The organism is Pseudoalteromonas issachenkonii (genome assembly GCF_002310795.1).
Classification (GTDB): domain Bacteria; phylum Pseudomonadota; class Gammaproteobacteria; order Enterobacterales; family Alteromonadaceae; genus Pseudoalteromonas; species Pseudoalteromonas tetraodonis.
In genome coordinates, this window is record NZ_CP011030.1 from 1305420 (window position 1) to 1331779 (window position 26360).

The 26360-nt window shown below is 40.1% G+C and carries 22 protein-coding genes; 5 read left to right on the plus strand and 17 right to left on the minus strand.

The features are described from left to right. Nucleotides 1–11: 11 nt before the first annotated feature. Together PISS_RS06060 and PISS_RS06065 are read right to left on the minus strand one after the other, a co-directional pair. On the minus strand, nucleotides 12–644 hold the full coding sequence (locus tag PISS_RS06060) for a trimeric intracellular cation channel family protein (protein ID WP_013464657.1): 633 nt from the start codon (nucleotides 642–644) through the stop codon (nucleotides 12–14). Nucleotides 645–774: 130 nt separating this feature from the next. Next, nucleotides 775–2064 carry an amidohydrolase gene (locus PISS_RS06065; protein ID WP_058154440.1) on the minus strand — a complete coding sequence of 430 codons (1290 nt, stop codon included), beginning with the start codon at nucleotides 2062–2064 and terminating at the stop codon, nucleotides 775–777. Nucleotides 2065–2388: 324 nt separating this feature from the next. On the opposite strand from PISS_RS06065, the gene PISS_RS06070 reads away from it, so the two are divergent. Together PISS_RS06070 and PISS_RS06075 are read left to right on the plus strand one after the other, a co-directional pair. Continuing rightward, entirely contained in the window at nucleotides 2389–3447 is a 1059-nt protein-coding gene (locus PISS_RS06070; protein WP_058154441.1) for a hypothetical protein, read from the plus strand. 64 nt (nucleotides 3448–3511) lie between these two features. Beyond that, nucleotides 3512–4576 (plus strand): hypothetical protein, encoded by a 1065-nt coding sequence (locus tag PISS_RS06075; protein ID WP_058154442.1) that lies wholly within the window; start codon nucleotides 3512–3514, stop codon nucleotides 4574–4576. Nucleotides 4577–4624: 48 nt separating this feature from the next. Here the strand turns inward: PISS_RS06075 and ttcA are convergent, their stop codons facing one another. The 12 genes from ttcA to ccoN all read right to left on the minus strand — a co-directional run bounded on the left by ttcA (nucleotide 4625) and on the right by ccoN (nucleotide 16042). Continuing rightward, complete coding sequence (gene ttcA / locus PISS_RS06080) at nucleotides 4625–5539, minus strand: tRNA 2-thiocytidine(32) synthetase TtcA (RefSeq protein ID WP_058154443.1); 915 nt, start codon at nucleotides 5537–5539, stop codon at nucleotides 4625–4627. Between the two features lie 92 nt (nucleotides 5540–5631). After that, nucleotides 5632–6558, minus strand: coding sequence for a universal stress protein UspE (gene uspE, locus PISS_RS06085; protein WP_036983022.1), 927 nt, complete (start codon nucleotides 6556–6558; stop codon nucleotides 5632–5634). A gap of 159 nt (nucleotides 6559–6717) precedes the next feature. Continuing rightward, entirely contained in the window at nucleotides 6718–7872 is a 1155-nt protein-coding gene (locus tag PISS_RS06090; protein ID WP_058154444.1) for a right-handed parallel beta-helix repeat-containing protein, read from the minus strand. Nucleotides 7873–8068: 196 nt separating this feature from the next. Then, the gene (locus PISS_RS06095; RefSeq protein ID WP_013464664.1) at nucleotides 8069–8806 is read right to left on the minus strand and encodes an FNR family transcription factor; all 738 of its coding nucleotides are present in this window, start codon (nucleotides 8804–8806) and stop codon (nucleotides 8069–8071) included. Nucleotides 8807–8848: 42 nt separating this feature from the next. Continuing rightward, nucleotides 8849–9520 carry a sulfite exporter TauE/SafE family protein gene (locus tag PISS_RS06100; RefSeq protein ID WP_024601376.1) on the minus strand — a complete coding sequence of 224 codons (672 nt, stop codon included), beginning with the start codon at nucleotides 9518–9520 and terminating at the stop codon, nucleotides 8849–8851. Next, on the minus strand, nucleotides 9513–9680 hold the full coding sequence (gene ccoS, locus PISS_RS06105) for a cbb3-type cytochrome oxidase assembly protein CcoS (RefSeq protein ID WP_008109812.1): 168 nt from the start codon (nucleotides 9678–9680) through the stop codon (nucleotides 9513–9515). The genes PISS_RS06100 and ccoS overlap by 8 nt, the downstream gene beginning before the upstream one ends. Further along, the gene (locus PISS_RS06110) at nucleotides 9677–12049 is read right to left on the minus strand and encodes a heavy metal translocating P-type ATPase (RefSeq protein WP_058154445.1); all 2373 of its coding nucleotides are present in this window, start codon (nucleotides 12047–12049) and stop codon (nucleotides 9677–9679) included. The genes ccoS and PISS_RS06110 overlap by 4 nt, the downstream gene beginning before the upstream one ends. 8 nt (nucleotides 12050–12057) lie before the next feature. Continuing rightward, nucleotides 12058–12549, minus strand: coding sequence for a FixH family protein (locus PISS_RS06115; RefSeq protein WP_013464667.1), 492 nt, complete (start codon nucleotides 12547–12549; stop codon nucleotides 12058–12060). Nucleotides 12550–12698: 149 nt separating this feature from the next. Next, entirely contained in the window at nucleotides 12699–13733 is a 1035-nt protein-coding gene (gene ccoP / locus PISS_RS06120; protein ID WP_013464668.1) for a cytochrome-c oxidase, cbb3-type subunit III, read from the minus strand. Next, nucleotides 13730–13915: a cbb3-type cytochrome oxidase subunit 3 gene (locus tag PISS_RS06125; RefSeq protein WP_010389598.1), complete on the minus strand. Its 186-nt coding sequence runs from the start codon at nucleotides 13913–13915 to the stop codon at nucleotides 13730–13732. The genes ccoP and PISS_RS06125 overlap by 4 nt, the downstream gene beginning before the upstream one ends. 6 nt (nucleotides 13916–13921) lie before the next feature. After that, nucleotides 13922–14596, minus strand: coding sequence for a cytochrome-c oxidase, cbb3-type subunit II (ccoO, locus tag PISS_RS06130; protein WP_013464669.1), 675 nt, complete (start codon nucleotides 14594–14596; stop codon nucleotides 13922–13924). A 12-nt stretch (nucleotides 14597–14608) separates the two neighbouring features. Further along, on the minus strand, nucleotides 14609–16042 hold the full coding sequence (gene ccoN, locus PISS_RS06135; protein ID WP_013464670.1) for a cytochrome-c oxidase, cbb3-type subunit I: 1434 nt from the start codon (nucleotides 16040–16042) through the stop codon (nucleotides 14609–14611). A gap of 337 nt (nucleotides 16043–16379) precedes the next feature. Here ccoN and PISS_RS06140 point away from each other — a divergent pair, with 337 nt between their 5' ends. The 3 genes from PISS_RS06140 to PISS_RS06150 all read left to right on the plus strand — a co-directional run bounded on the left by PISS_RS06140 (nucleotide 16380) and on the right by PISS_RS06150 (nucleotide 21726). Next, on the plus strand, nucleotides 16380–16805 hold the full coding sequence (locus PISS_RS06140; protein WP_058154446.1) for a hypothetical protein: 426 nt from the start codon (nucleotides 16380–16382) through the stop codon (nucleotides 16803–16805). Between the two features lie 758 nt (nucleotides 16806–17563). Then, nucleotides 17564–20251, plus strand: a complete 2688-nt coding sequence (locus tag PISS_RS06145; protein ID WP_013464672.1) for a TonB-dependent receptor — start codon at nucleotides 17564–17566, stop codon at nucleotides 20249–20251. Between the two features lie 107 nt (nucleotides 20252–20358). Further along, on the plus strand, nucleotides 20359–21726 hold the full coding sequence (locus PISS_RS06150) for a hypothetical protein (RefSeq protein ID WP_058154447.1): 1368 nt from the start codon (nucleotides 20359–20361) through the stop codon (nucleotides 21724–21726). 23 nt (nucleotides 21727–21749) lie between these two features. Here the strand turns inward: PISS_RS06150 and PISS_RS06155 are convergent, their stop codons facing one another. From PISS_RS06155 to mfd, 3 genes are read right to left on the minus strand one after another with little or no spacing between them, the layout of a single operon-like run. Next, a complete protein-coding gene (locus PISS_RS06155) occupies nucleotides 21750–22004 on the minus strand; it encodes a hypothetical protein (RefSeq protein WP_013464674.1) in 255 nt (84 codons plus the stop codon). Between the two features lie 16 nt (nucleotides 22005–22020). Beyond that, the gene (locus PISS_RS06160; RefSeq protein ID WP_058154448.1) at nucleotides 22021–22857 is read right to left on the minus strand and encodes a peptidoglycan binding protein CsiV; all 837 of its coding nucleotides are present in this window, start codon (nucleotides 22855–22857) and stop codon (nucleotides 22021–22023) included. Further along, a complete protein-coding gene (gene mfd, locus PISS_RS06165; RefSeq protein ID WP_013464676.1) occupies nucleotides 22857–26330 on the minus strand; it encodes a transcription-repair coupling factor in 3474 nt (1157 codons plus the stop codon). The genes PISS_RS06160 and mfd overlap by 1 nt, the downstream gene beginning before the upstream one ends. Nucleotides 26331–26360 lie beyond the last annotated feature (30 nt).

Consider the following 26360-nt stretch of genomic DNA (forward strand, 5'->3'; position numbering starts at 1 on the left):
CAATGCTTATACTAATCGTTTATTTTTGGTGTTCTTTTTCTAAATAGATTGGGCTGCCAGCCAAAATGGAGCGCGCCCAATCTTAAAAAAACACTGACCAACAGCGAACCAAGAATGCACCATAAATAAGGGGCTTCTAATAAAAATAGCGCGGCATAGGTCAAGCCTCCTGCAAAACAGGCGGTGGAGTAGAGCTCTTCTCGCATCACCAACGGCACTTCTCGACAGATCACGTCGCGTATTAAGCCACCAAATATCCCCGTAGTCATGCCCATTGTAAGTGCAACCATCATGGTGGTGCCTTCAATTAATGCTTTTTCGATACCGACCACATTAAAGATAGCCATACCAATTGCATCAACCAACAACATGTAATAGTTAGACACATCGGGTAAGTGGCGAATAAACATAACAGTGACAAAAATAGCGCCATAGGTGACATATAAAAAATCGGGGTTGGCTATCCAAAAAACGGGTTGGTTAAGAAGTATGTCTCTGAGCGTGCCACCGCCAAGCGCAGTGACTGAGCCAACAACCACCACTCCAAATCCGCCAATATCTTTATCATGGCCTAATAACGCACCTGAAATTGCAAAAAAAGCCACACCAATTAGGCTTAAAAAATTAAAATATTCTGCTGTCATTAAGGTGTCCTTACCTGATTGAGAATTTATATAATTAAAGGTAAGCGAAAGGGGATTTATATTAGCTGAATAACACTCTCTAATAAAACAAGCACAAGGTTATTACCCCTGTGCTTGTTACGTTGAGTTGTTATTGTAAGTAGTCAACAACCAGTTGAGATAATGACTCTACGCCGAGTTGTAAGGCGCTTTCGTCAACATAAAACTGAGGTGAATGATTACTTGCTGCCGTTTTAGCGTTTTGATCTTTTGGAGTGACGCCTAAAAAGTAAAACAGCCCAGGGGTTTCAAGCGCATAGTAACTAAAGTCTTCTGCGCCGGTAATTAAATCGGTGGTAATAATATTGTCAGCACCAGCAATACGGGCAAGCGTTGGGGTCATTTTTTGGGTGAGTGCTACATTGTTTACTGTGACAGGGTAGCCGTGATCTATATGCACATCGGCTTTAGCACCAGCGGATTCGGCAACCAGCTCAGCGGTTTTAGCTAAACGTTTTTTAATATCGGCGCGCATAGTTTGATCAAAGGTTCTAATGGTACCAATCAGCTCTACATTATCAGGGATTATATTTGAGCGTATGCCGCCATTAATTGCGCCAAACGAAATGACTGAAGGTGCTTTAGTTACATCAACTTGGCGAGAGGCGATTGTTTGAGTTGCCATAATAATTTGTGATGAAGCAACAATTGGGTCTACGCCATTCCATGGACGTGAACCATGTGTTTGACGCCCCGTTACGTTAATTGTGAAAGAATCTTCACTGGCCATTAGTGGCCCTTCACGAAAGCCAATTTGCCCTGTATTGAGTGAGCTCGTGACATGTAAACCAAACACGGCCTCAGGCTTTTGCTTAAATAAGCCTTCTTTTAACATCAGCTCAGCGCCACCTTCTTCGCCCTCGGGGGCACCTTCTTCAGCCGGTTGAAATACAAACAGTACTTCGCCCGCTAACTGATCTTTTATTTTTACCAGTGACTCTGCCACGGCCATTAAAATAGCAACATGAGTGTCGTGCCCGCAGGCATGCATAACGCCTACTTCATTGCCACGATAGGTTGATGTTTGTTTAGAGGCAAAGGGTAAATCAACTTGTTCGGTAACCGGTAAAGCATCCATATCAGCACGCAATGCGATTAGAGGGCCTTTTTTACCGCCACTTAATTTAGCCACAACACCGGTATGCGCAACACCAGTTTGCACTTCAAGACCTAGTGATTTTAAATGTTGAGTAATGTACTTGGCGGTTTCAAATTCGCGATTACTCAGCTCTGGATATTGATGTAAGTGACGACGCCATGTAATGACTTTTTCACTCACACTTTGTGTTGCTTGTTCAAGTTGGGTGTTAACACTCGCGGCAAAACTAGGGGCGGAAATGGCGGTTAATAAAAAGCCACCACATATTATTTTTTTTATCATTATGATTCCTCGGTTGTTCGTATGTAACTAACTTACGCTATTACGCTGATAAAAAGTAGTGCAGTGCGATAGTTAACAAAAAAGCTCACGGTGTTTTCAATGGCGGTTTATAAAGCCCATAAACTGTTCCAAATAGCACAATAGTTTAGCGCTTTTGTCGTATTTTAACGCAGATATTTAGCCTTAACAGTGAAAATGATAACAAAATGTTGCATTTTTTAACTTTGTTCCCAATACTGGTCAATGCGTTGCTTTTACCATGCACCGACAACAGCGTGTAACAAGCTAAGCATAATAAAAATATTGAATCAGTTAAGGATTAATATGAACAACACACACATATTTAAACGCGTCTCTTTATTTGCAGCAGCATTAAGCCTGCTAATGAGTTTTTCTGCGCTCAGTAAAGAGTATAAGGTAATTTTAATTCATGGTTTGCAGGTATCACAACTTACCAATAGAGCAGCCAGTGATGTGGTAAACGATGGACAAAGCTATTGGCAGTCTTATTGGGTGAACCGCGCAGACGAGCGCATCGATTGGCCTGCATATGAACGAATAGAAGGAAAAATCACCACCGATTGGATATGGCCTAAACTACAGCAAATTTCTCGCTCAAATCTATGCGAGCCAGGCTGTGTATTTGTGACTCATTCAACCGGTGACTTAGTTGCCCGATATATTATAGATAACCAAGAAAACTGGCTTGCAAATGCCGGATTACAGCCGCTTAATATTATTGCCACCTTTGATTTAGCCGGTGCTGGTGGCGGCAGTGAATTGGCCGACTTAGCGGTGAGTACATTAACAGGCGCATCGTGGAATTTTGCTGTAGATGCCGCGCTAACGTGGTGGTTAGGCAGTGAAGTTAATGAGGCGGTAGGCGTATTGCACGATTTAAAAGTAAATAATGCACGCAGAATTGCGCCATTACCTGATGCACGCACACCTCGTTTACGTTTTGTAGCCGATGGTAATGCTTACTTAGGTTTAACGGCTGGATTTTTACGCGGTAATGACGACTCGGTGGTGGCTACTCACTCATCATGTGGTGCAAGCTCGGTAAACTCATTTGGTAGCTGTAGCACCAATATTGACACTAATGGGCGTTTAAAATCGCAAAGTGATGCTGTTAATAGTTTTATGCCATATCATTATCCATTAATGATGACTAACAGTTACAGTCATAATGAGATTCAACAAGCGCAGCGCCAAGGAAATGTAACGATTGCGATGAATAACATTACGGTAGCTGACGACACGCTAGGGTTTGAAACCGTAGATGAAACCACAGGTAGTTGGTTTTGGAAGAAACAATATCGTTATGTAAAAGACTCAGATAATTTGAGTGCATCGGCACTTATATATAATGTGATCCCGTGATATAAGCATACTTAAAACATCGTGTAGTATACGTACTACACGTTTTATATAGGATAACTAACCGATGAAAAAGTCCTACGTGATTGGCTTTGTTATCAGCATGGGCCTACTTATGTGGTTTTTAATTGATGAGGGTCATGCAAGTTACCCCCTAAAACAAGCCCCTCTCAATGATAAAAAGCCGATATCGACACCTCCAGCTCAGCAGCGCACGCTAAGCCAACCTGTGACAAAGGCAACAACAAAAACCAGCTCAGTAACTCAGTCAGCATTTGATGAAGACTTAGCCAAAGCGGCATCGGCGGTGGCACAACAGTATCAACAAAGTTTGGCGTTTCCGCCTTATTCACAACCATTAACGGTATATGATGAGGACAGACTTAAGCCAAATCAGTTCTTTCCTGTTAGCAGCCCAGTGGGTGAGCAAGGAGGGGAGTTAACAGTGAGCTTGTCTCAATATCGGTATGTGTATCCACAAGCTATAGAGCTAACCGTAAGCGCCCCAAATTTAGGTAAGGCGGTAGTAACACTCAGTAATACAGACACCAAAAAGTCGCTAAAAACGCAAAGTGGTGTGGCTCGTCAAAATGAGCTGGCAATGACATTTAAAGGTGAAGAAGACTATCCACGTAATTTACAATTATTAGTTGAAGCCGATATCGCGGGTAAAATAGTCCCGGTGGTGGCACAAATACATTATATGCCGCCTAGTGCAACCTTAACTGGTTTTGAAAACGCCTATCCACGTAATGAAAACATGATAGTACCGGCCAATTTAACAGTTATAAAAAGTGGCTTATACCGTTTAAGAGCTAACTTATACAGTGGAACTTCGCCATTAGCACATTTAGTTGCTAAAGCACGTTTAAATGAGGGCAGTCAGCAAATTGACTTTAAAGCGCATTGGTCTGTTTTGCCCAAGCAAACGAATGACTTACGGTTAAGCGATTTTGTTGTTGAGCGTATGTCGCCAAGCCCAGGTGAGCTTAACAGTTTTGGTGAAAGTGAAATTAGCGAGTTTACTATTGATGATTTTGCTTACGACAGCTTACAACAGTTGCCTTATCAGGCAAACAAACAAGAAATGCAGAGTTTAGAGTTTTTACAAGGATTAGCTGCTGGTCAGTAGCAGCATAGAACAAAGTGAAGGGTTTGCATTACTGCAAACCCTTAAAAATTAACTTAAATTAATGGTAACCACGTCGGCTTGGTTTGTTTCATCTTGTTCATGATTAACTGGCACTTTTGGAATATCTGGTTTATCGAGCGCGATATCGCCCCCATCAATAACGTCACCCGTTTGCAAGTTGGTAAAATCAAATAATTGATTATCAGCTAAGTGTGAAGGCACAACGTTTTGCATGGCGGTGAAAATACTCTCTATACGGCCCGGGTGCTCTTTATTCCATTGCTCCAGCATATTTTTAGTGTGTTTACGCTGTAAGTTTTCTTGTGAGCCACATAAATTACACGGAATAATAGGGTAGCCTTGGCTGAACGCATATTTGCTTATATCGGCTTCTTTACAATATGCCAGTGGGCGAATAACCATATGCTCACCGTTATCGCTCATTAGTTTAGCCGGCATACTTTTTAGTTTTCCGCCATAAAACATATTTAAAAACAAGGTTTCTATCATATCATCGCGGTGATGACCCAGTGCAATTTTAGTCGCACCTAACTCTTTAGCCGTGCGATATAAAATACCACGGCGCAAGCGAGAGCAAAGCGAGCAGGTTGTTTTACCCTCAGGAATAATATCAGTAACAATACTGTAGGTATCTTCTTCTACAATTTTGTATTCAATATTTAAATTATCAAGATACTCAGGAAGCACATGCTCAGGAAAACCAGGTTGTTTTTGGTCGAGATTTACTGCAAATAAATCAAACTTGATAGGTGCAACACGTTGTAAATGTTGCAACATGTCGAGCATAGTGTAACTGTCTTTGCCACCCGATAAGCACACCATAATACGGTCACCTTCTTCAATCATGTTAAAGTCCATGACAGCTTGACCTGTGAGGCGGCGTAAACGCTTTTGAAGCTTATTTAAGTTGTATTGAGCTTTGGCTTGAGCAGAATGAGACACTACGCCCCCTTGTAAATAGTACGACAAAATTAATTGCTAAAAATAAAGGGGCGTATTATATGCCATATGTAATATGGGAGCTACTGCAAACGCTAACTTTCTGCAAGCGGGCTTACGTACCCATCAGGTTTAAGTGCAAGTACATCACAATCAAGGCTGTCAATAACATGCTCAGCAGTGTTGCCTACTAAGGCAGCGCTTAAGCCAGTCCGTCCCACAGTGCCAATAACCACTAATTCGCTGTTTAAGCGTTTTGCAACATCCGGTATCACATCTTCTGGCAATCCCTCTTCAATAAAGCATTGATCAGAGGTTAGGTTAAACTCATTAGCGAGTTCATTGGTTGATTCAATATGATGTTTTTTAACTGATTCGTTATATAACCCTGGGTTAAACTCAGGGATCTCTATGGCTATATTAACCGGTGTAGCAGGGTATGCATTGACTAAGTTAAGTTTAGCATTAGCCAGTTCACATAAAAATTGTGCATCTTTAATTATGCGTTTATTAAGTGACAGGTGCTGATCGTTTTCACTGACTGCATTAACAGCCGCTAAAATATTCCCATGTGCTGGCCACGCCATATCTTTTACAAATAATACAGGGGTTGGGCATTTTCTGACTAAGTGCCAGTCTGTTGGCGTGAAAATAACCGCTTTAAGCGCACCATGCTGATGAGTACCTTTGATCACTAGGTCATATTTATCATTAATAACGGTATTAATAATGGCTTCGTAAGGGCGGTTATGCCAAATGACTTGGGTATTAATATTAATGTTTTGATAAGGAGAGACAAGATCTTTTAACCATAGTTCGCGATCTTTTAACACCGCTTTACGCATTGCTTCACGTTCATCACCAGAGAGCATAGTAGTCATTTCGTAAGAGAAATCGTACACCGTCATAAAGGCGGTAATGCTAGCCCCTGATTTTTTGGCTAAATCTATTGAACGCGCGAGGGCATTTTGATCGTCTTTAGTTGGGTCAATAACCGCGATAATACGTTTAATCGTTTCCATTGTGCTACTCCATTCACTTAACAGTTATACCTTGAGTGTAACGCAAATACACAACAGTTAAAGGGGTAGCACTAATATTCTTGTTCTATATCAAGAAATAAAGCTTCTCTAATTTTGAAACCCTTATCCTGCATGAACGTGTGTAGAGCTTTACAAAATTTAATTATTTTCAGGCTTTATTAAAGTGTTGTCTTCCACAGTGAATCCACTCGTTTTTTTCACAAAGTCTACTTCAGGTAGTAAGTTATAAACATTATCTTTGATTGTAGAAAATAGATAACTTTTTCCGTCTCGAGTAAATAAATTAATAAGATCCCAGTATTTCTTTTCAGGATAAACAGTCATATCAATATCAATAAAATGGTTGTTATTGATATGAATGCCTCTTATAAAAATATCGTCGATGAGCTCATCAGGCACATCAGAAAGTATTCTAATTCCCCCTTTAGCACGTAAAACGGTGTTGTGAGTAAAATAAATATTTCCCCAATTAAAAGGCTCGGTCACACTCCTTGGTTTATTTGGGTAAGCATTGAGGATAAACTTATCACTGTCTATAAAAGTGTTAGCAATTATTTTAACATCCGAGTAATAGGTCAGCTCAATTGCAGTGCCTTTAGTTTTTTTAAAGGTATTATATTTTATTAAAGCTTTAGAAACAGGTTTTCTAGTGGCTAGTTTTAAGGAACCTTTCAGACCTTCAAATACATTGCTTTCAACAGTAATATCATGTGTACCACCATAGTTTCCACTCCATGGGTGAGTTGTGGTCACTTGGGTAACATTATTAAAATAATTATTACTAATTTTTACTCTGAAAGAGTTGATAGGGGCATTATATGATGAACGCTTTGAGGACGTTGCTCTTATAGCCGCATCGCCAAAATCAAAAAATTGATTATGTTTAATTGAAATATCTTCGGAGCCGGCAAAAAGGATACCTTGCTCACCCCAAACATAATTAATTTTGTCTGTGGTTAACCCTCTAAAAATAAAACCATTAATTTCTATGAAGCGTGAATTATAAAAGGATAAAATATACTCTCCTTCAAATTGGTCACACTTTTTTAGTATAACGCCAGTATTAGCTGTAATAACAATATTGTTAAGATTTCTAACAATAATAGCTGAGCAGATGTCATAAACTCCTGGCTTGTCTATTTTAAGCTCAGAATTTTCTGCAGTGTTTAAAATCAAGTCTTTTAGTGCTTCTGAGTCATCAATGCCGTCATCGGGGATCATTGAGCTCGATGCTTGGCAACTAAATAAAATACTTAAAGAAAGAGCGATAAATAGAAATAAAGATTTAGGCATAAGATTGTCCTTCTATGTAAGAGTTTAATAGGACGTAGTTGCTTTTATATTAAAAAATGAGCCAGACAATTCATTCATCGACTCTTAAAAGTGAATGGTTAATACCTCTACTCAAAGTGTTAGTAGAGATAGAGCATAATTGCAATAATTACGCTCCAATTCAGGGTAGGATTAATTTTAAAATGAGAAATGATTATTAACGAGGCTTAACAATCGCAGCCGTTTTGGCTAAAGCGTCATTATCTAAAATAGTAATAAATTTACCTTCTACTTTAATTAAGTCGGCTTTTTGAAAACGGCTTAATAAACGGCTGATAGTTTCTACGGTTAAACCTAAGTAGTTACCAATTTCGCCGCGAGTCATAGTAAATCTAAATTCTTTTCGTGAAAAACCACGCTCACCAAAACGCTCTGATAAGTTATAAATAAAGCTAGCAAGACGTTCTTCAGCTGACTTTTTATTAAGTAATAATAGCATTTCCTGATCGTAGGTTATTTCACTACTCATTAAACGCATTATTTGTTGGCGCAATTTAGGCAGTTTACCGGCTAGTTCGTCAAGAGTTTCAAAGGGAATTTCACATACCATTGAGGTTTCTAGTGCTTGAGAAAAACTTTGATGTTGCATTTTATTGATGGCGTCAAAGCCAACAAGGTCACCCGCTAAATGAAAGCCTGTAATTTGTTCATCGCCTTGCTCTGACAAGGTATACGATTTAAACGACCCCGAACGAACTGCATAAATTGCATTTAAAGGTGCGCCCGACTCAAATAAGTAGTCACCCTTGTGTAATGGTTTTTTTCGCTCAATGATCTCATCAAGTTTATCCATTTCTTGGCCATTTAAAGAAAATGGTAAACATAACTGGCTAATACTGCAGTTATTACAGCTAATGGCACAATTACCTTTAGCACGACTTTGAGAAAAATCCATAAGTTCAATCCGTTAAATTTCTATGCACAACATTTACCAATGTTAATGCACTAGCTTGTCTGTTGCAATGATCAGAAGGTAGATACCATACCAAATGATAACACTGCCTAATATTATTCGCGTCCAAGGGTGATTAAAAAGCGTATTGAGCTTTTGTGCAGCCACACCTAAGGTGATCATGGCAGGGAACGTCCCTAGGGCAAATGCCAGCATAACCAGAGCACCATTTATGGCAGTGCCACTGGTCATCGCCCATGTGAGCGCAGAATATACTAAGCCGCACGGTAACCAGCCCCATAGTGCGCCATAACCAAGCGCTTTTAATGGGGAATCAATGGGCATTAAATATTTATTAAGTTTAATTAAGTGCTGCCAAATGAGGGTTTTGCCGAGTTTTTCGAGCCATTGTAATGTCGCGGCTAAGCGCATGATATAAACGCCGACCAGTAACATAAACACGCCCGCTAAAAATGATAAAAACAGCGCAAAGGCCGAGTTTTGTGTGGCAAATTGACTACTAATACCGGCGACTAGGGCACCAGCAAGCATATAACTTAGCGCTCTGCCGCTATTATAGGCTAGAGAATACAACCAAGTTTGGCGCTTGTTACTGGCTAACTGTAATGAGCTGGCAATGCCGCCGCACATAGCAATGCAATGGCCACTGCCAATCAACCCCATTAAAAAAGCACTAACAAAAATTGGATCAATCATTACTTTTATTATGTTGCTCTTTATCGTCTTCAAACAAAATACTGTGGCCTTGCTTGTTTAAATCAGAGAATTGCTCGCCTTTTACTGCCCAAAAAAACACGCCAATGGCAATTAGTACAAACAAGATAGCGATAGGAACTAAAATATAAATTATGCTCATAACTTTAATAGCCTTAGTGAATTACATATCACAATAATAGAGCTGGCAGACATACCAATTACCGCCATCCAAGGCGCAACTAAACCCATAGCAGCAAGCGGTAATATAGAGCCATTATATAATAAAGAAAGCGCTAGGTTTTGCTTAATTATACGCCGTGTTTGCTTAGCAATCGTCAACAAATGATCAATAGAGGCTAAATCACTGTTAAGCAGCACAACATCGGCACTGTTTTTAGAGATATCAGCCCCTGTTTCCATGGCGATTGATAAGTGGGCGCTGGCAAATACTGGGCTGTCGTTTACGCCATCGCCAACCATAGCAACAACTTCACCTTGAGTTGACCAATGATCAACGGCGTCTTGTTTATCTTTTGGACTACAACTGGCTTGTATTGAATCAAGCTTTAATTTTTTTGCCACCTTGGCACCGGCATCTGAGGCGTCACCTGTTAGCATATGACAACTTAGATTGGCAGCCTTTAACGAGTTAATGAGTTTATCGGCATCTGTTTTTACTTTATCAACAAAGTAAAAGCGTGCAACGGGTTGCTTGTTTATGTAAAGGGTAGCTTGCGCATTGGTTTTTTTGGTATCAAACCAGCCACTTTTACCAATGGCGTAGTGCGTATTATCGTATTGAGCGCTGATCCCAACCCCTGGATGGAGCTGTACATCGTCAAATTTACGCTGACCTTTAAACTCTTTAAAGGCACTAGCAATAGGGTGCTCAGAATAGCTCTCAAGCTGTGCTGCAATATCAAGAATTTGCTCTTTGCTGTAGTTATCATCAAGTATGTCAACAACATCGAGGCTAAATTTACCTTGCGTAAGCGTACCGGTTTTATCAAAAGCAACTAAAGTAAGCTTTGAGAGTGTTTCGAGCACATGTGCTTGCTTAATTAATATTCCTTTACGAGTTAAGGTAGCCACAGCACACGTTAACGCGGTTGGAATAGCTAAACTCAATGCGCACGGGCAAGTGGCCACTAACACCGATATAGTGATCCAAAAAGCGACATCAGGGTCAATTTGATACCAGCCAATGGCGGTTAGAGAGGCAAATACCAGTAATACGGCAACAAACCACTGCGCGACTTTGTCGGTAATTTCTACTAACCGTGGGCGTTTTGTTAGGGCATTATGTTGCAGGCGAATAATTTGATTAAGCAGGGTATTTTGGCCCAGCTTATTGATTTTTATTTCAATAATACCATCATGATTAACCGTGCCCGCATACACGTTATGATCAATATACTTTCGTACTGGCTGATGTTCACCAGTCATCATAGACTCATCAACACTGGTGCTGCCTTTGACTAAGATGCCATCGGCAGGGATAGTTTCGCCTGCTTTTATTAAAACGATATCGTTAAGCTTGAGCTTTTTAGCGGCAATTATGTGCTCTTTGCCGTTTTCATCGAGTGTACGGGCTGTCAGTGGCAGTAGCTTTTGTAAGTTGGCTGTAAATTCACTGGCCTTTAAGCGCGCTCTAAATTCTAAGTATTTACCTAATAAGAGTAAAAAGGTAAACATACAAATAGATTCAAAGTAAACTTCACCGACTTCCATTACGGTGGCGTAACAGCTTGCACCATAGGCACCAAAAATCGCCAATGATACCGGTAAATCCATATTCAGTTGTTTTGCTTTTAAGCCGTTAATTGCATTACTTAAAAAGGGCAGGGCGCTGTATAAAATAACGGGCGTTGCAAGGATCAAGCTGATCCATCTAAAGTACTGTTCAAAGTTGCTGTCCATCCCAGAGAACATGCCAAAGTACATAGCAAAGGCAAACATCATCACTTGCATGGTCATTAAGCCTGCCACGCCGAGGCGGCGAATATAGGCTTTAGCTGTTTGTTGTTTTTGCTGGGCTTCTACATCTGATTGGAATGGATAGGCTTTGTAGCCTATTTCAGCCAGTGAGGTGATTAGCTCACTTAAAGGGGTTGCGCTTTTATCCCATTGGATCATAGCGCGATTAGTTGAGGTGTTTACATCAACGCGCTTTACCGATTTAAGGTTAAGTAATTGCTTTTCAATAAGCCAGGCACAGGCGGCGCAGGTAATGCCCTCAACACTGAGAAGCACCTCAGAGTTGTCGTTATGCGTACTGATAAACTCATCTTGAATATCTTCATTGTCATAGCTTTTAATAAAAGCGAGTTGTTCAGGGACGAGTTGCTCTACTTTACCGGCACTAACAGTGCGATATTTGTAGTAGTCGGTCATCCCTTGGTCAATGATATTTTGTGCAACAGCTTGGCAGCCAATGCAACACATTGGCTCAGCGGTATTGTCTATAACAACATGTGCGCTAAATCCAGCAGGCACACTTTCAAGACAATGAAAGCAATTTTTAGACATACTAAATACTACTTATAGTTAGGAGTCACTAAAACGGTGGCGGTGGTTGGTAAACTAACGTTTTCTTTCATTTTCCAACTGTTATCAACGGGTTCAATAAACACCGAATATGCGCCTGGTGTATAGCTTTCTAATAATGCAGTGAACTCTTGATTAGCATTTGGGGTGAGAGTGGCCTCAAAATCGTGCGCTTTTATAGTACGGTGAAAAAACGACAATCTTAATGCGTGTATATTACTGGTATCGCCTTTGGTAAATTTAAAGCTTACACGCTCATCTGATACATTTAGGTCGCCATGTAAATACAACGCTTTTGCTTTATCAAACTTAACGAGTTCTAAGTTGATTGCTTTGCCTTTTTTATAGTAATCATCTACAACCATATCTGGGCCGTTACCAATGGCTGTAATAAATAAACTAATGCAGCCAATAATTGCAGCTAAAGGAAAGAAGATTAAAAACCAAGGCCAAAAATTTTTATACCACGGAGTCGGTTGCATAGTCGCTCTAAAATTAATTAATGTGCGACTATATTATAATAAATAGAATGAAAAGACTAAAAAAAAGCCTCCGAGTGGAGGCTTTTTTGATCTGAATTAATCTACTGAAATAAAAAGATTAAAACTGAAACGTTTTGTTAACTTTATCGTTATTTATCTTGCGATAAGCTGTAAACGTAAGCAGTTAATAGGTGAATTTTATCTTCGCCTAAAATCTCTTTCCATGCAGGCATTACACCAGCACGGCCATGGTTAAGTGTTTCTTCAACAGCGCGTTGAGAACCACCGTATAACCAAATGTTATCAGTTAAGTTTGGTGCACCAAACGGTAGGTTATGGGCAACTGAACCTTTACCATCTGGACCATGACACGCAGCACACATAGCAAATTTTGCTTTACCTGCATCGGCATCTTTTTGGTTAACAGTACGACCAGATAGGCTAAGTACGTAAGCCGTCATTTCTTTCACGCCTTGCTCACCTAATGCATCACCCCAAGGTGGCATTGCTGCAACACGACCTAAAAGTAATGTTTCTCTGATCTTGTCAGGAGAACCACCGTACAACCAATCGTTGTCAGTAAGGTTAGGGAAGCCAGTACCACCACGAGCATCAGAGCCATGACATTGTGCACAGTTTTGTGAGAACAAACGTTGACCAATTTCAACTGCGAGTTGACCTTGAGTTTGCTCATGTTTAGTGCCGTTTTCTAGCGCAACTTGCTGTGCTGCATCACCAGCAAATTTAGACTCTACTAAATCTAGAACAGGTATTTGAGCCAATTCATTAAAAATAGGACCAAAACGTTCTTCAGCAGCGCGGTATTCAGCATCTAGCTTTACAAAACGGCCATCTTCTTTCGCTTCAATGACTGCTTCTTTCGATTCAGTTAAAGAGGTAATACCTTGGTTTGAGCTTGTCCATTTTGCTAAACCTTCCCAATTACCTAAACCTGGGTAGGCTGCTAAGTAATAAACAGACCACACAAACGTTGCGAAGAACATGTAAGTCCACCATTTCGGTAGTGGATTGTTTAATTCTTGAATGCCGTCAAACTCATGTCCACAGCTTTCACCTTCTTTTACACCTACATAGTTTTTTAAGTTCCAAACTAGTAGACCAAAGATAATGATTAAGCATGCAAGGGTTAATACAATAACCCATATACTCCAAAAGCTAGTCATTTCTCAGACCCCTTTTCCTCGTTAGAGAGTGTATTGTTGTGTTTTTTTTCATCTTCAAATATGACATTAGCAGCGTCTTTAAAACGACTTTTACTACGCTTGCTATATGCCCATCCAACAATCACAATAAATAATACTAAAATTACCAGAGTCAAAATGCCTCTGTATGTCCCGTAGTCCATAATAATCTACTTCAAATGTGTGCCAAGTTGTTGCAAATAAGCGATAAGGGCTTGCATTTCTGTTGCACCTTTACCGTCATTCATTGCATCAACCTTAGCAATGTCAGCGATTAATTCCTCGTCACTGCCATAACCTAGACCCGGGTGTTTTGGGTTTTCTGGATTAATAGCAAACGTGTCACGGAAAATTTGTAGTTTTTTCAGAGTCAGACTTGTATCAAGCGTGTTCTCTGCTAACCAAGGGAAACCTGGCATATTAGACTCAGGAACCACGGCACGTGGATCCATTAAGTGCGCATAATGCCAATCATCTGAGTAACGTTTACCTACTCGTGCTAAGTCAGGGCCAGTACGTTTAGAACCCCAAAGGAAAGGGTGATCCCATACTGACTCGCCTGCTACAGAGTAGTGACCGTAACGCTCAACTTCATCACGAAATGGACGGATCATTTGAGAGTGACAGTTAGCACAACCTTCACGTACATAAATGTCGCGACCTTCAAACTCTAGTGCGTTTAACGGGCGTAACCCATCAACTGGCTTGGTTGTATCGTCTTGGAACATTAGCGGCGTAATTTCTACTAATGCACCGAAGCTGATTGCGAAAACAGTCAAGATGGCCATGAGGCCAATGTTTTTCTCGATAATTTCGTGTTTGTTTTGTGAATTTTTATTGCTCATTATCTAACTCCGTTATGCTAACTGCGCTTGTTCATCAAGTTCTAACGAGTTATTTTTCGCTGAAACTGTACGATAAACGTTATAAGCCATAACCAGCATACCTGTAACGATGAATACACCGCCTAAGAAACGCATAACATAGAAAGGATGAGAGGCTTCTAACGACTGTACAAAGCTGTACATTAATGTACCGTCAGAGTTAACTGCACGCCACATTAGACCTTGCATTACACCTGAAATCCACATTGCAACAATGTATAAAACAACACCCACTGTGTGTAACCAGAAGTGTGTATTGATTAATTTAATGCTGTACATACGACCTTGCGAGAATAACGCAGGGATAAGGTGGTAAATAGCACCGATAGAAATCATCGCAACCCAACCTAATGCACCTGAGTGAACGTGACCTACAGTCCAATCTGTGTAGTGCGATAACGCATTAACAGATTTAATTGCCATCATCGGGCCTTCAAACGTCGACATACCGTAGAAAGACAATGAAACCACTAAGAAACGTAAAACAGGGTCAGTACGTAGCTTATGCCATGCACCTGAGAGCGTCATAATACCGTTGATCATACCACCCCAAGACGGTACGAATAAGATAATAGACATCACCATACCTAAGCTTTGCGTCCAATCAGGAAGCGCAGTGTAGTGAAGGTGGTGAGGACCTGCCCAAATGTAAAGAGAGATAAGTGCCCAAAAGTGAACAACCGACAAACGGTATGAATAAACAGGGCGACCCGCTTGCTTTGGTACAAAGTAATACATCATACCCAAGAAACCCGCAGTTAGAAGGAAGCCTACTGCGTTGTGGCCATACCACCACTGAACCATTGCATCTACGGCACCTGCATAGATTGAATATGATTTAGTCAATGAGACTGGGACTGCCATGCTGTTAACAATATGTAGAACAGCAACGGTAATAATGAAACCAGCATAGAACCAGTTAGCTACATAAATATGCGCTACTTTGCGTTTTGCAATAGTGCCCATAAATACAATAGCGTAAGTTACCCAAACAACAGCAATTAAGATATCGATTGGCCACTCAAGTTCTGCATACTCTTTAGAACTTGAAATACCCATAGGTAGAGTAATTGCTGCTAGAACAATAACTAACTGCCAACCCCAAAAGGTAAAGGCGGCTAATTTGTCTGAAAGAAGGCGCGTTTGACATGTACGTTGTACGACGTAATAAGACGTCGCAAAAAGTGCACTTGTACCAAATGCGAAAATTACTGCGTTCGTGTGTAACGGACGAAGTCGAGAGTAAGTTAACCATGGTGTGTCAAAGTTAAGAGCTGGCCAAGCTAATTGGGCAGCTATCAGAACCCCAATACCCATGCCAACGATGCCCCAAATCACTGTCATAATAGCGAATTGGCGTACAACTTTATAATTGTACTCAGTTTGTGATGCTACTGTTTGGCTCATTTTCTGGCTTCCGCTGCAATAAATGCGTTTAGAAATGAATTACCTACTTGTAAAAGTAGGACCTACTATTATTCCAAAGTATACTATCTAAAACCCACAATATGTGGTTGTTAAAGATAATAATCTCAAGAAATACTTGTTTTTTTTGCGGTTGAAATGATAAATTTTTTGGCCTTAAAAAGATAGGTCAATTGCGTAATAATATGACATCAATCAAACTTTATTAACTTGCTGTCTATTTTTTGAGGTGATTTGTACCTTACTTGCCCATTAAAGCCGATAATCAACCAACGTGCCCAAATGTTGGGCTAATACATTAGATACTTTGAGAACCTGCATGTATATATATAGAGTATGTTTACTTTCTTTTCTACTATTCTTACTAGGTTGTGACTTTTCTGGATCAACATCAACACCAAAAGTAAATCAATCACAAACAGAGTGTAAAAATAACAACCCGTGTATTTTTCCAAATCAAGTTAAAGTTTGGCTAAGCGAAGAAACCCTATCACCAGAGACACCGTTTTCAATTTACACTCAGTTACCGACTGGTGTAACAATAACTGCAGCTAAATTAGAAGGCGTTAGCATGTATATGGGTTACATTCCCGTACAATTTAAAAATCAGGGCAGCGTTTGGGTAGCTAATACTATGGTAGGGATTTGCTCAGAAAAAAACATGGTGTGGAAGCTTATTCTTACTACTGTCGATACAAACACTGGCATAAGTGAAAATGTTGAATATTTTTTTAACGTTACCTAATAAAGGCTTTCTACTCAGGCGTGGTTTTTAACTGCGCCATTCCCGTAAAATTATAGCGGCAAAGCCAAATGCCTCACATTTAATAGTTATCTGCAATTAAAGTCTATCTGATAAAATAACCATTCTTAATATAGCTTTTACATATCCATTTACCTTCCAAGTTTATAACTTAAGCTCTGCTTGGCTTACTTATTCAATTGTGCTCATACGTGCAATAAAGCACCCATGTCATTAATATGTAGATTTATCTAATGGATCCACTTTGATAGCCGTTTTTAGTTTAATTGGCAGCCCGTCTTAAACCTTCAATACACATAAAATTTGCATGATTAAAACTTATAACAAAAAAAATCAGACTAAATAAACAATCTACTTGCATAAATATGGTTAGTAATTAACACCTAGTTTTACCGTTTTAATAACGAGCTGTGATTAACATGTTAATCTTCCTGTTTAGGGCACATTATTGTAATAATTACATTTGATTACAAACTCTACTCATTTGATTTCAGCTGTGTTTTTTATGTGATTGCTTGGTCTTTAGTTTATGATTTCTAAATGTTTTTATTAATTAACAATGAAACATACTGTAACCTTTGTTCCTTTCGTGGGACGTCTTAATTTTCATTGATTGCATAGTGATCGTTCGTTAAGTTTTCGTTCAGTTAAAGGCGCCTAAGTTGCTCCCGCTCACTCAAAATTCTCATAAAAGTGAGCATTACCAATTTAGGTAAATTTTCAACAAGTAGGGTTCATCCATGAAAAAATCAACTCTTGGTTTAGCTGTAATTGCAGCGATCCCAATGTTCTCAAGTGTTCAGGTTTTAGCTGCAGACGAAGCAGCAAAGTCAATTGAAAAAATTCAAGTAACGGGTTCTCGTATTAAGCGTTCAGATATGGAAACTGCTAGCCCAGTTACACTTATCGGTGCCGATGAAATTAAAGCATCAGGTGCAACATCTGTAGATAGCGTATTACAACAAATGACGGCTACGGGTGGTGCAATGACAAACCCTGGCGTTAATAATGGCTCTGGCGGTGGTGCATCTATAGATTTACGTGGTTTAGGTTCACAGCGTACTTTAGTACTTGTTAATGGTCGTCGTATGATCAATTCAGGTACTGGTGCGGCTTCAACGGTTGATTTAAATACTATTCCAGTATCAATGATCAAACAAATTGAAGTACTTAAAGACGGTGCTTCTGCTGTATACGGCACAGATGCTGTAGCGGGTGTTGTAAATATTATCCTTAAAAATGACTTTGAAGGTTTAGATTTAAACGTCAACACAGCCATGACTTCAAAACATGATGCGTCAGAAACATCAATCGACTTTACCTTAGGTACAACATTTGACAAAGGTAATATGGTTTTTGGTATTCAATACACTGATCGTGGTGAAGCAAGTCAAGGTGATCGTGGTTTCTCATCATGTCCTTTATTTGAAGGCGAAAATGGACTTTTCTGTGGCGGTTCTTCATTCAGCGAAGGCGGCCATATTTACAATGTTAATACAGCTAATATCATCAACGATAAAGGTGAAATCGAGAAGCAGGGTGTTGCTGACGATGCTGGTTTAAGTGGCCTTGGCGGTAACTTACACCGCTATACCGATGAAAACGATGCATACAACTATGCGTCTAAAAGCTACCTATACACACCTATGGAACGCTTAAACATCACAGGTTTAGGTAATTATGAACTAAATGATGACACAATGCTTTTCAGCGAGTTTACCTATACTAAGCGCTGGTCAGAGCAAAAGTTAGCACCACAGCCTATCAACTTTGGCTTTAAATATACCGAAGATATGGGTGACAGCTTACTGTCACAAACTTATGATAAGCGACAAGTCGTTAACGGTGCATTTGTAAAAGATGCTAATGATAATTACGTTACAACACCGACTAATTACGCCTATGGTGATGAAATAAGCTACCGTCGTCGTATGGCTGAAAGTGGTACTCGTGACTTATCGCAAACAGTTGATACTGTTCGTGTTGTTGTGGGTGCTGAAGGTATTATTGGTGATTATTCATGGGATGCATCAGCAAACTTTGGTCGCAATGATTCTGTTGATAAAATGAGTAATCTGCACAACGTTTCTGCAATCACAGAAGACTTAGCTGCAGGTACATTTAAGCCTTTAAATGAGGCATCTTGGTCACAAGAAAACATTCAAGATTATATATACACAGAGCAAAACTCAGGTGGAAGCCAGTTATTTATTTTGGCAGCTTCATTATCTGGTGAAATGTTTGAGCTACCTGCAGGTTATGCTGCATTTGCAGCGGGTGTAGAGCGTCGCCAAGAAAAGGCATGGTATAATCCTGATTCAATTGCTGCTCAAGGTCTAGGTAACGATCCACGTGTAGATCCAACAAGTGGTGGGTTTGATGTGAATGAGGCTTATGTTGAGTTTGCATTACCCTTACTATCTGAGCTTCCATTTGCAGAATATGTTGAATTAAGTGCGGCAATCCGCGCGTTTGATTACAGCACTTTTGGTTCTGATGAAACATGGAAACTTGGTTTTACTTGGAAAGCAAATGATGAATTGATGTTCCGTGGCGTACGTTCAACCGCATTCCGTGCTCCAACGGTAGATGAGCTTTACTCAGGTAATGCGCCATCTTATGAGCAAGTAAAATACCCAGGTGCTGATAGCCAGGCAGAAGTAACTGTGGGCGGTAATCAAAATCTAACACCAGAAGAAGCTGATACTTTAACGTTTGGTGTGGTGTACGAACCACAATGGTTTGAAGGTTTCTCAATGACCGTAGATTACTACGACATTGAAATCGAAAATGCTATTTCAACATACAACAACCAATTCGTTGTTGATCAATGTATTGGTAATTCAAACAGCAGTTCAAACGAACTTTGTGCAAGCACAGGTGCAATTTTACAAGCTGATGGTCGCATTGTTTTCAATAATCAGCTTCGTAATATTGGTTCTGAAAAAACATCTGGCATTGACTTAAATCTGAAGTATTCATTTGATGCATTAGGCTTAAGCTGGAGAGCTGGCCTTGATACAACATATTTAGATGAATACGTTGTTGATACGGGTGCTGTTGTAGATTACGCTGGTTACATTACGGGTGGAGCTGGTAGTTACGCAGATATCAAATCAAACTTTAACTTAACAGTTAAAGGAGATAACTGGGATGCAACTTATGAAGCACGCTACATTGCTGGCCTAGATAGCTTCGCATGTATTGATGGTGAGACATGTTATGCACCTTCAACGCCTTCAGTTGTGTACCATGACATTAGTGGATCTTACTTAATTAATGATACAGTGACATTGTCTGCAGGTGTTAATAACTTATTTGATAAAGAGCCACCGTATTACTCAGGTAATAACGATTCAAACACTGACCCGTACACGTTTGATACGTTAGGTCGTCGTTTATTCGCTGGCGTAAACGTTAAGTTCTAATTTTAATTCATTAGAACTATTAAAAGGCCTAGTTTTTACTAGGCCTTTTTTGTTGAACAAAATTAAAGAGGCACGTAAACTCAGGTAGATAACCGAAGGAGGCATCATTGTTAAAGCAAGACGAAAATTTATCGTTTGTTATTGAACCGCAACTATCACCGCGTGCAGAGCAGCGTCTCGATCTTTATTTTTCTATCCCAAACGAAATGGGTATTAACGCGCAAACACTCAGCGAAGAGTCTTACTTTAATAACCAATTTAAATCTTTTGTAGCCTATAACGCGAATAACATTCATCTTCCATTGGTACGAAGCCGTTTTGTTAGTAAAAACAAAGGTGAGCAGCAAGATTACCGACAAAATTTAAATTTATATTGCTATCAAGTGCGTCTGGCAATTGATGCCGATATTAAAGATGCGTTAAAAATTCAAGAAAGCGATGAGTTTTATCAACGAGCCATGGAACTCTGTGAACAAAGCCAAAGCCTACTTAGAAAACTCAGACGTTACACCCCAGATAACGAAAAGCTGATCCCGTTTTATACCAATGCTGATAACTACCTAAGCTGGCAAGTTGAACAAACTTTTTTAAAGCTACTTGATGAAGGCCCGCGTAGTAGCGATCACGCTAAAGAGCGAAATGACTTATTAAACTTTTGTAAGTCAGAGAGTGAGTATCGAGCAGAGCAGCAATATAATTCTGATTCAACGCTTAAAGACGCCAACAGAATTACTAATAAGATGCGTTTACTCCAGCGTTTAATAGAGCATGGAGTGATTTTACAGCGCCAAACACGCTATCTTAATAGCTATTTAAAGCGGTTGGTAAAAGGCTCTGTAACAGCTGTTATAATGGCTTTTGTGATGGTGGTAATACTCAATGCGCGTTCTACCTTCACTGAAATAACCGCTTCATTAATTCTAATTTTAGGGGTTATTTACGGGCTAAGAGAAATATTTAAAGAAGATATTACCCGTATTATTTGGCGTGCTATTGTGCGAGGGCGGCCAAAATGGCGCTTTATTTTTAAAAACAGTATCACAAAAGATAAAGTGGCGAGTCAGTTTATTTGGTTAGAGTACACCCGGTTTAAAAAAATCCCCAAAGAAGTGAGGAAAATTTTTTCTAAGCGTCGTCAGCAAAACAAACAGGCGGCGCAATGGCTGCATTTTGCTAGTGAAACCCGGGTAAGTGCGAAAGAATTTTTGCCAGGCTACGATAGCTTGCAGCAAACGCTGCAATTTAATCTCGCGCCGTTTGCACGTTATTTAAAAAAAGGGGAAGGGAAGCTCTATCATTTAGAAAACAATAAAATTTCTAAACAGGGAGTAGAAAGGCGCTATCAGTTAAACATGGTATTGGTTCTAACCGAACCGGATAAAACGCTCTATCAGCGTTACAAAATCACTTTAAACCGCAGTAAAATAGTCAACATAGAGCTTATTTACACCAGCGATGCAAAAAAAGAGGAATAACATACGTTATTCCTTTGTTGTCCTTATTTATCCGTTAGCCCTTTTTTGCTGTAAAGCGTTACTTTGTCTGATACCAGGGTAATTTCGATGTTTTTAGCGTCATCACCCCAAGTACAGCTAGTATGTAATGTTTTTTCTACACAGTTATCAGCACTGCCTAAAAGTGCTTCAACTTCTGTTTTGTCCATACCAATTTTAATTTTTTCGTAATTTTCCATGCTTACTTTTGAACAAGCAGCAAGACTCAGTGCTGCAGCAATTATTAGGAGCTTCTTCATTATTATTTTCCTACTGTTAATGGTTAAATTTTCGAATTTGTACAATCATACCCATATGAGGATGATCAAAGTAATGAATATCTTCGCTGAAAACGCGTCTAAATTGTGAAAAACGGGCTGATTCTAGCTCACCATTATCTTGCTTTTCACTAATATCGAAATCCGCATTAATGTATAAATAATGGCGTAAATGTATTTTCAATAAGCCATCTAACTCCCATTTCATGGTCGGAGACTGTGCTTCATTAAACAATGGCTCAGGAGTATCAAGTAAGCTAATAAAGTCGGAATTGGCGTAACTAAAACCGGTGTTCATATTGTTTTTTAATTGGTTGCCTGCAAATAAGTGCATACTAGGGGAGCGTGATTTACTTGCGCCTTCAAACCGCCAGCCGGTATGTAATATAGGGGTGAGTCCTTTTCGGTCTAAAGCTTGGCGTTGTTGTTCAAACTGCAGTTGTTCAGGAGCGAGCAGGTAAGTTTGCTCCATCGTATCTTGTACTGGTGCTTGAGGGGTTACTGGCAGCACATCGTAACTTTTTACATAATCAATGCTGTCGTTACACGCTGCAGACTGTGGGTTTGAATTAACCAAAGTGTCAGCAAATGTACGTGTTTGAAAGCGTGGGTCACCGTTTATACACGCGTCCATTGCTTGGTTTTTATAAGCAGAGGCCAATAAATCTAAGGTGTTTTTATCTTCAATGGCGTCATGCTTTAAGCTAAAGTCTTCTTGTAAGTAAGGAGCAGGGTGCTGTTTAAATATTAACACCTCTACTTCAAACCAGCGCTCTGCAAATGCAGTACTGCTAAATAAGCAGAATAAAATAACCAGCGATTTTTTCAGCAACATTAATGGCTAACCTTTTTTTCGAAATCTGCAATCATAGCAGTGATCATTTTTAAGCGTTCACGGGCATTCGCCTCGCTAATGGCAAAGCGTAATTTATTTGCGCCATCCATTTTATAAATGTGTGGCGCACTTTGTATCAAACCAATAATGAAGCTAGGATTAACCTTGGTATTTTGACTAAACTCAAAGTAGCCTCCTTTCGGGTTAGCTTCTATTTTGGTTATGCCCAAATTACTCGCCTGCATTTTTAGTTGTTGTAAGCTAAACAAGTTTTTAGCTGCATCGGGTAATAAACCAAAGCGATCTATCAATTCTACTTGCAGTTCATCAATATCAGCAAGGTTAGCACAACTTGCTACACGCTTGTACATACCTAAACGCGCGTTAACATCATGAATATAATCATCAGGTAACAAGGCAGGTAGCTTTAAATCAACTTCGGTTTGTTTTTGTAATAGATTTTCAAGGGTTGGCTCTTGACCATTTTTAAGCGCGTTAACAGCCTGTTCAAGCATTTCCATGTATAAATTAAAGCCAATGGTTTGCATTTGTCCAGATTGATCGTCTCCTAATAGCTCACCGGCACCACGAATTTCTAAATCGTGGGTTGCTAAGGCAAAGCCTGCGCCTAAATCTTCTAATGAGGCAATGGCATCTAAACGCTTTTTCGCATCTTTAGAGAGCGCTTTAGGGTTACCTGTGAGTAAATAAGCATAGGCTTGGTGATGACTTCTACCAACACGTCCGCGTAATTGATGCAGCTGAGCAAGACCGAGTTTATCGGCTCTGTCCATAATAATGGTATTTGCTGTGGGTACATCAATGCCGGTTTCAATAATCGTAGTACATACCAGTACATTGTATTTTTGGTGATAAAAATCGGTCATGATCTGCTCAAGCTCTTGCTCTCGCATTTGCCCGTGGGCTGAGGTAACTGTTGCCTCAGGCACCCATTCGCTAATTTCCTGAGCAACACGCTCAATGGTTTCTACATTGTTGTGTAAAAAGTACACCTGGCCGCCGCGTTTAATTTCACGCAGTACCGCTTCGCGAATAAGCTCTTCGTCGCGTTGGCGCACAAAAGTTTTAACAGCTAAGCGTTTAGCCGGTGGGGTAGCAATAATAGATAAATCGCGCATACCACTCATGGCCATGTTTAAAGTACGGGGGATAGGCGTAGCGGTCAGGGTGAGTATGTCAACATCAGCTCTCAGGGCTTTAATTTTTTCTTTTTGGCGCACCCCAAATCGGTGTTCTTCATCAACAATTAACAGGCCTAAGTCTTTAAAATTGATGTCTTGTTGAATTAGTTTATGCGTGCCAATAACCACATCAAGCTTGCCATTACTCATTTTTTCAAGGGTTTCTTTTTGCTCTTTGGTCGAATTAAACCGAGACAATACGCCCACTTCAATTGGAAAATCAGCAAAGCGGTCTTTAAAGTTATCGTAGTGTTGTTGAGCAAGTAGGGTGGTAGGGACTAAAATAGCAACTTGCTTATTATCGTTAACCGCAACGAACGCTGCACGCATTGCTACTTCGGTTTTACCAAAGCCTACATCACCACAGACTAAGCGATCCATGGCTTGTTTTGATTGCATATCACCCAGTACAGCTTCAATAGCGTTACGTTGATCATCCGTTTCTTCAAACGGGAAGCTATCACTAAATTGACGATAAGCTTGGCCATCCAGCGTAAATTTATTACCCGGCTTTGCTTGGCGCTGAGCGTAGATATCGAGCAATTCAGCAGCGACATCGCGTACTTTTTCAGCGGCGCGTTTTTTTGCCTTATCCCACGCATCAGAGCCGAGCTTATGCAGTGGGGCACTGGCTTCTTCACCGCCAGAGTAACGGCTAAGCATATGAAGCGCTGATACCGGCACATAGAGCTTTGCTTCACCGGCATAAATAATGGTTACAAATTCAGTAACCACACCGGCAGCATCAATTGTTTGCAGTCCTTGATAACGGCCAACACCATGGTCAAGGTGCACAACCGGTTGGCCTTCTTTTAACTCTGCTAAGTTACGAATTAGCGCATCTTGGCTTGCTTCATACTTGTGCTTACGGCGTCTGCGTTGTGATACTTTAATTCCAAGCAATTCTTGCTCAGTAATAATGCTCAGGCTAGGTTTTGTGCTAAGCACGACACTTTGTTCAAGTGGGCTTACAATTAAACCAACGTCACTACTGCTGTTGGTAAATTGCTCAAAAGTATCAAATTCTTTAAATTTTAAACCGCTGGGTTTTAATATGCTCAGTAACGATTCACGTCGACCATCCGACTCAACACTAATGACAACTCGGCCTTTTTTCTTTTTTTGCTCTGCCACATAGCTAATGAATGCGTTATAGGGTTCATGTTGTTTATGATCAATGCGGACATTGGGTAATTCATTCACGGCAAGGTTTTTATTGCCCGCTTTAGTACCTAATTTTGCTTGTGATAAACGAATACGGCCATAATTGCCTAAGTTTGAAAATAGCTCATTGATTGGCTGGTACAATTCATCCGGTGGTAAAAGTGGGCGCAAGGGGTCCACACGGCGGTTTTCATAGCGTACATTAACATCGTGCCAAAAGTTATCCGCCGCATGTTCTAAATCGCCTAGCTGCATCACGGTCGTTGATTCAGGCAAATAGTCAAAAATAGTCGCCAAGCCATCAAAAAATAATGGCATGTAGTATTCAATACCTCCAGGCCAATTACCTTTACTAACTTGCATATAGACAGAGTCTTGCTCTGCGCTTGCGCCAAACTTTTCACGATAGTTTATTCTAAAGCGTTCAATATCCGTGTCGTTAGTGGGGAACTCATGGGCAGGAAGTAACTCAATTTTTTCTACTTTTTCATCTGAGCGTTGTGTTTCCACATCAAATAAGCGAATGGTATCAAGCTCGTCATCAAAAAAATCGAGCCTAAATGGGTGTTTACTGCCCATCGGATATAAATCAACAATAGAGCCACGTATTGCATATTCGCCATGCTCCATAACTTGTTGCACGTGCATGTAACCCGCTTGCTCTAAGTTTTCACGCAAAGCGTGGGTGTCTAATCTATCGCCCACTTTAAAATTAAGCGTTGAACCGTATATAAACGAAGCTGGGGCCGTGCGCAGCATCAGCGTTGATACAGGCATAATGAGCACGCTTTGTTGCTCGTTTTTCAGGGTATTAAGCGTTGCTAAGCGCGCTGAAATAATATCTTGATGGGGAGAGAAATGATCATAAGGCAATGTCTCCCAATCCGGAAATATCATTACCGGATTATCAGGAAGCAAATACTCTAATTCGGTTTCAAGGCGCAAAGCACTTGGTGTATCTGGCGTAACTATTAACACTAAGTTATCTTGTTGTTTTACACCTTGTGCAATGGCAATGCTCAAGCCACTGCCTAAAAGCTCGCCCCATTGAATTTTATCTTTTTGAGATTTTACCCAAGGCAAGGCTGCCCATTGCTCAAACGCCATTAATTACTCCATTAAATTAGGCTCTTAGCT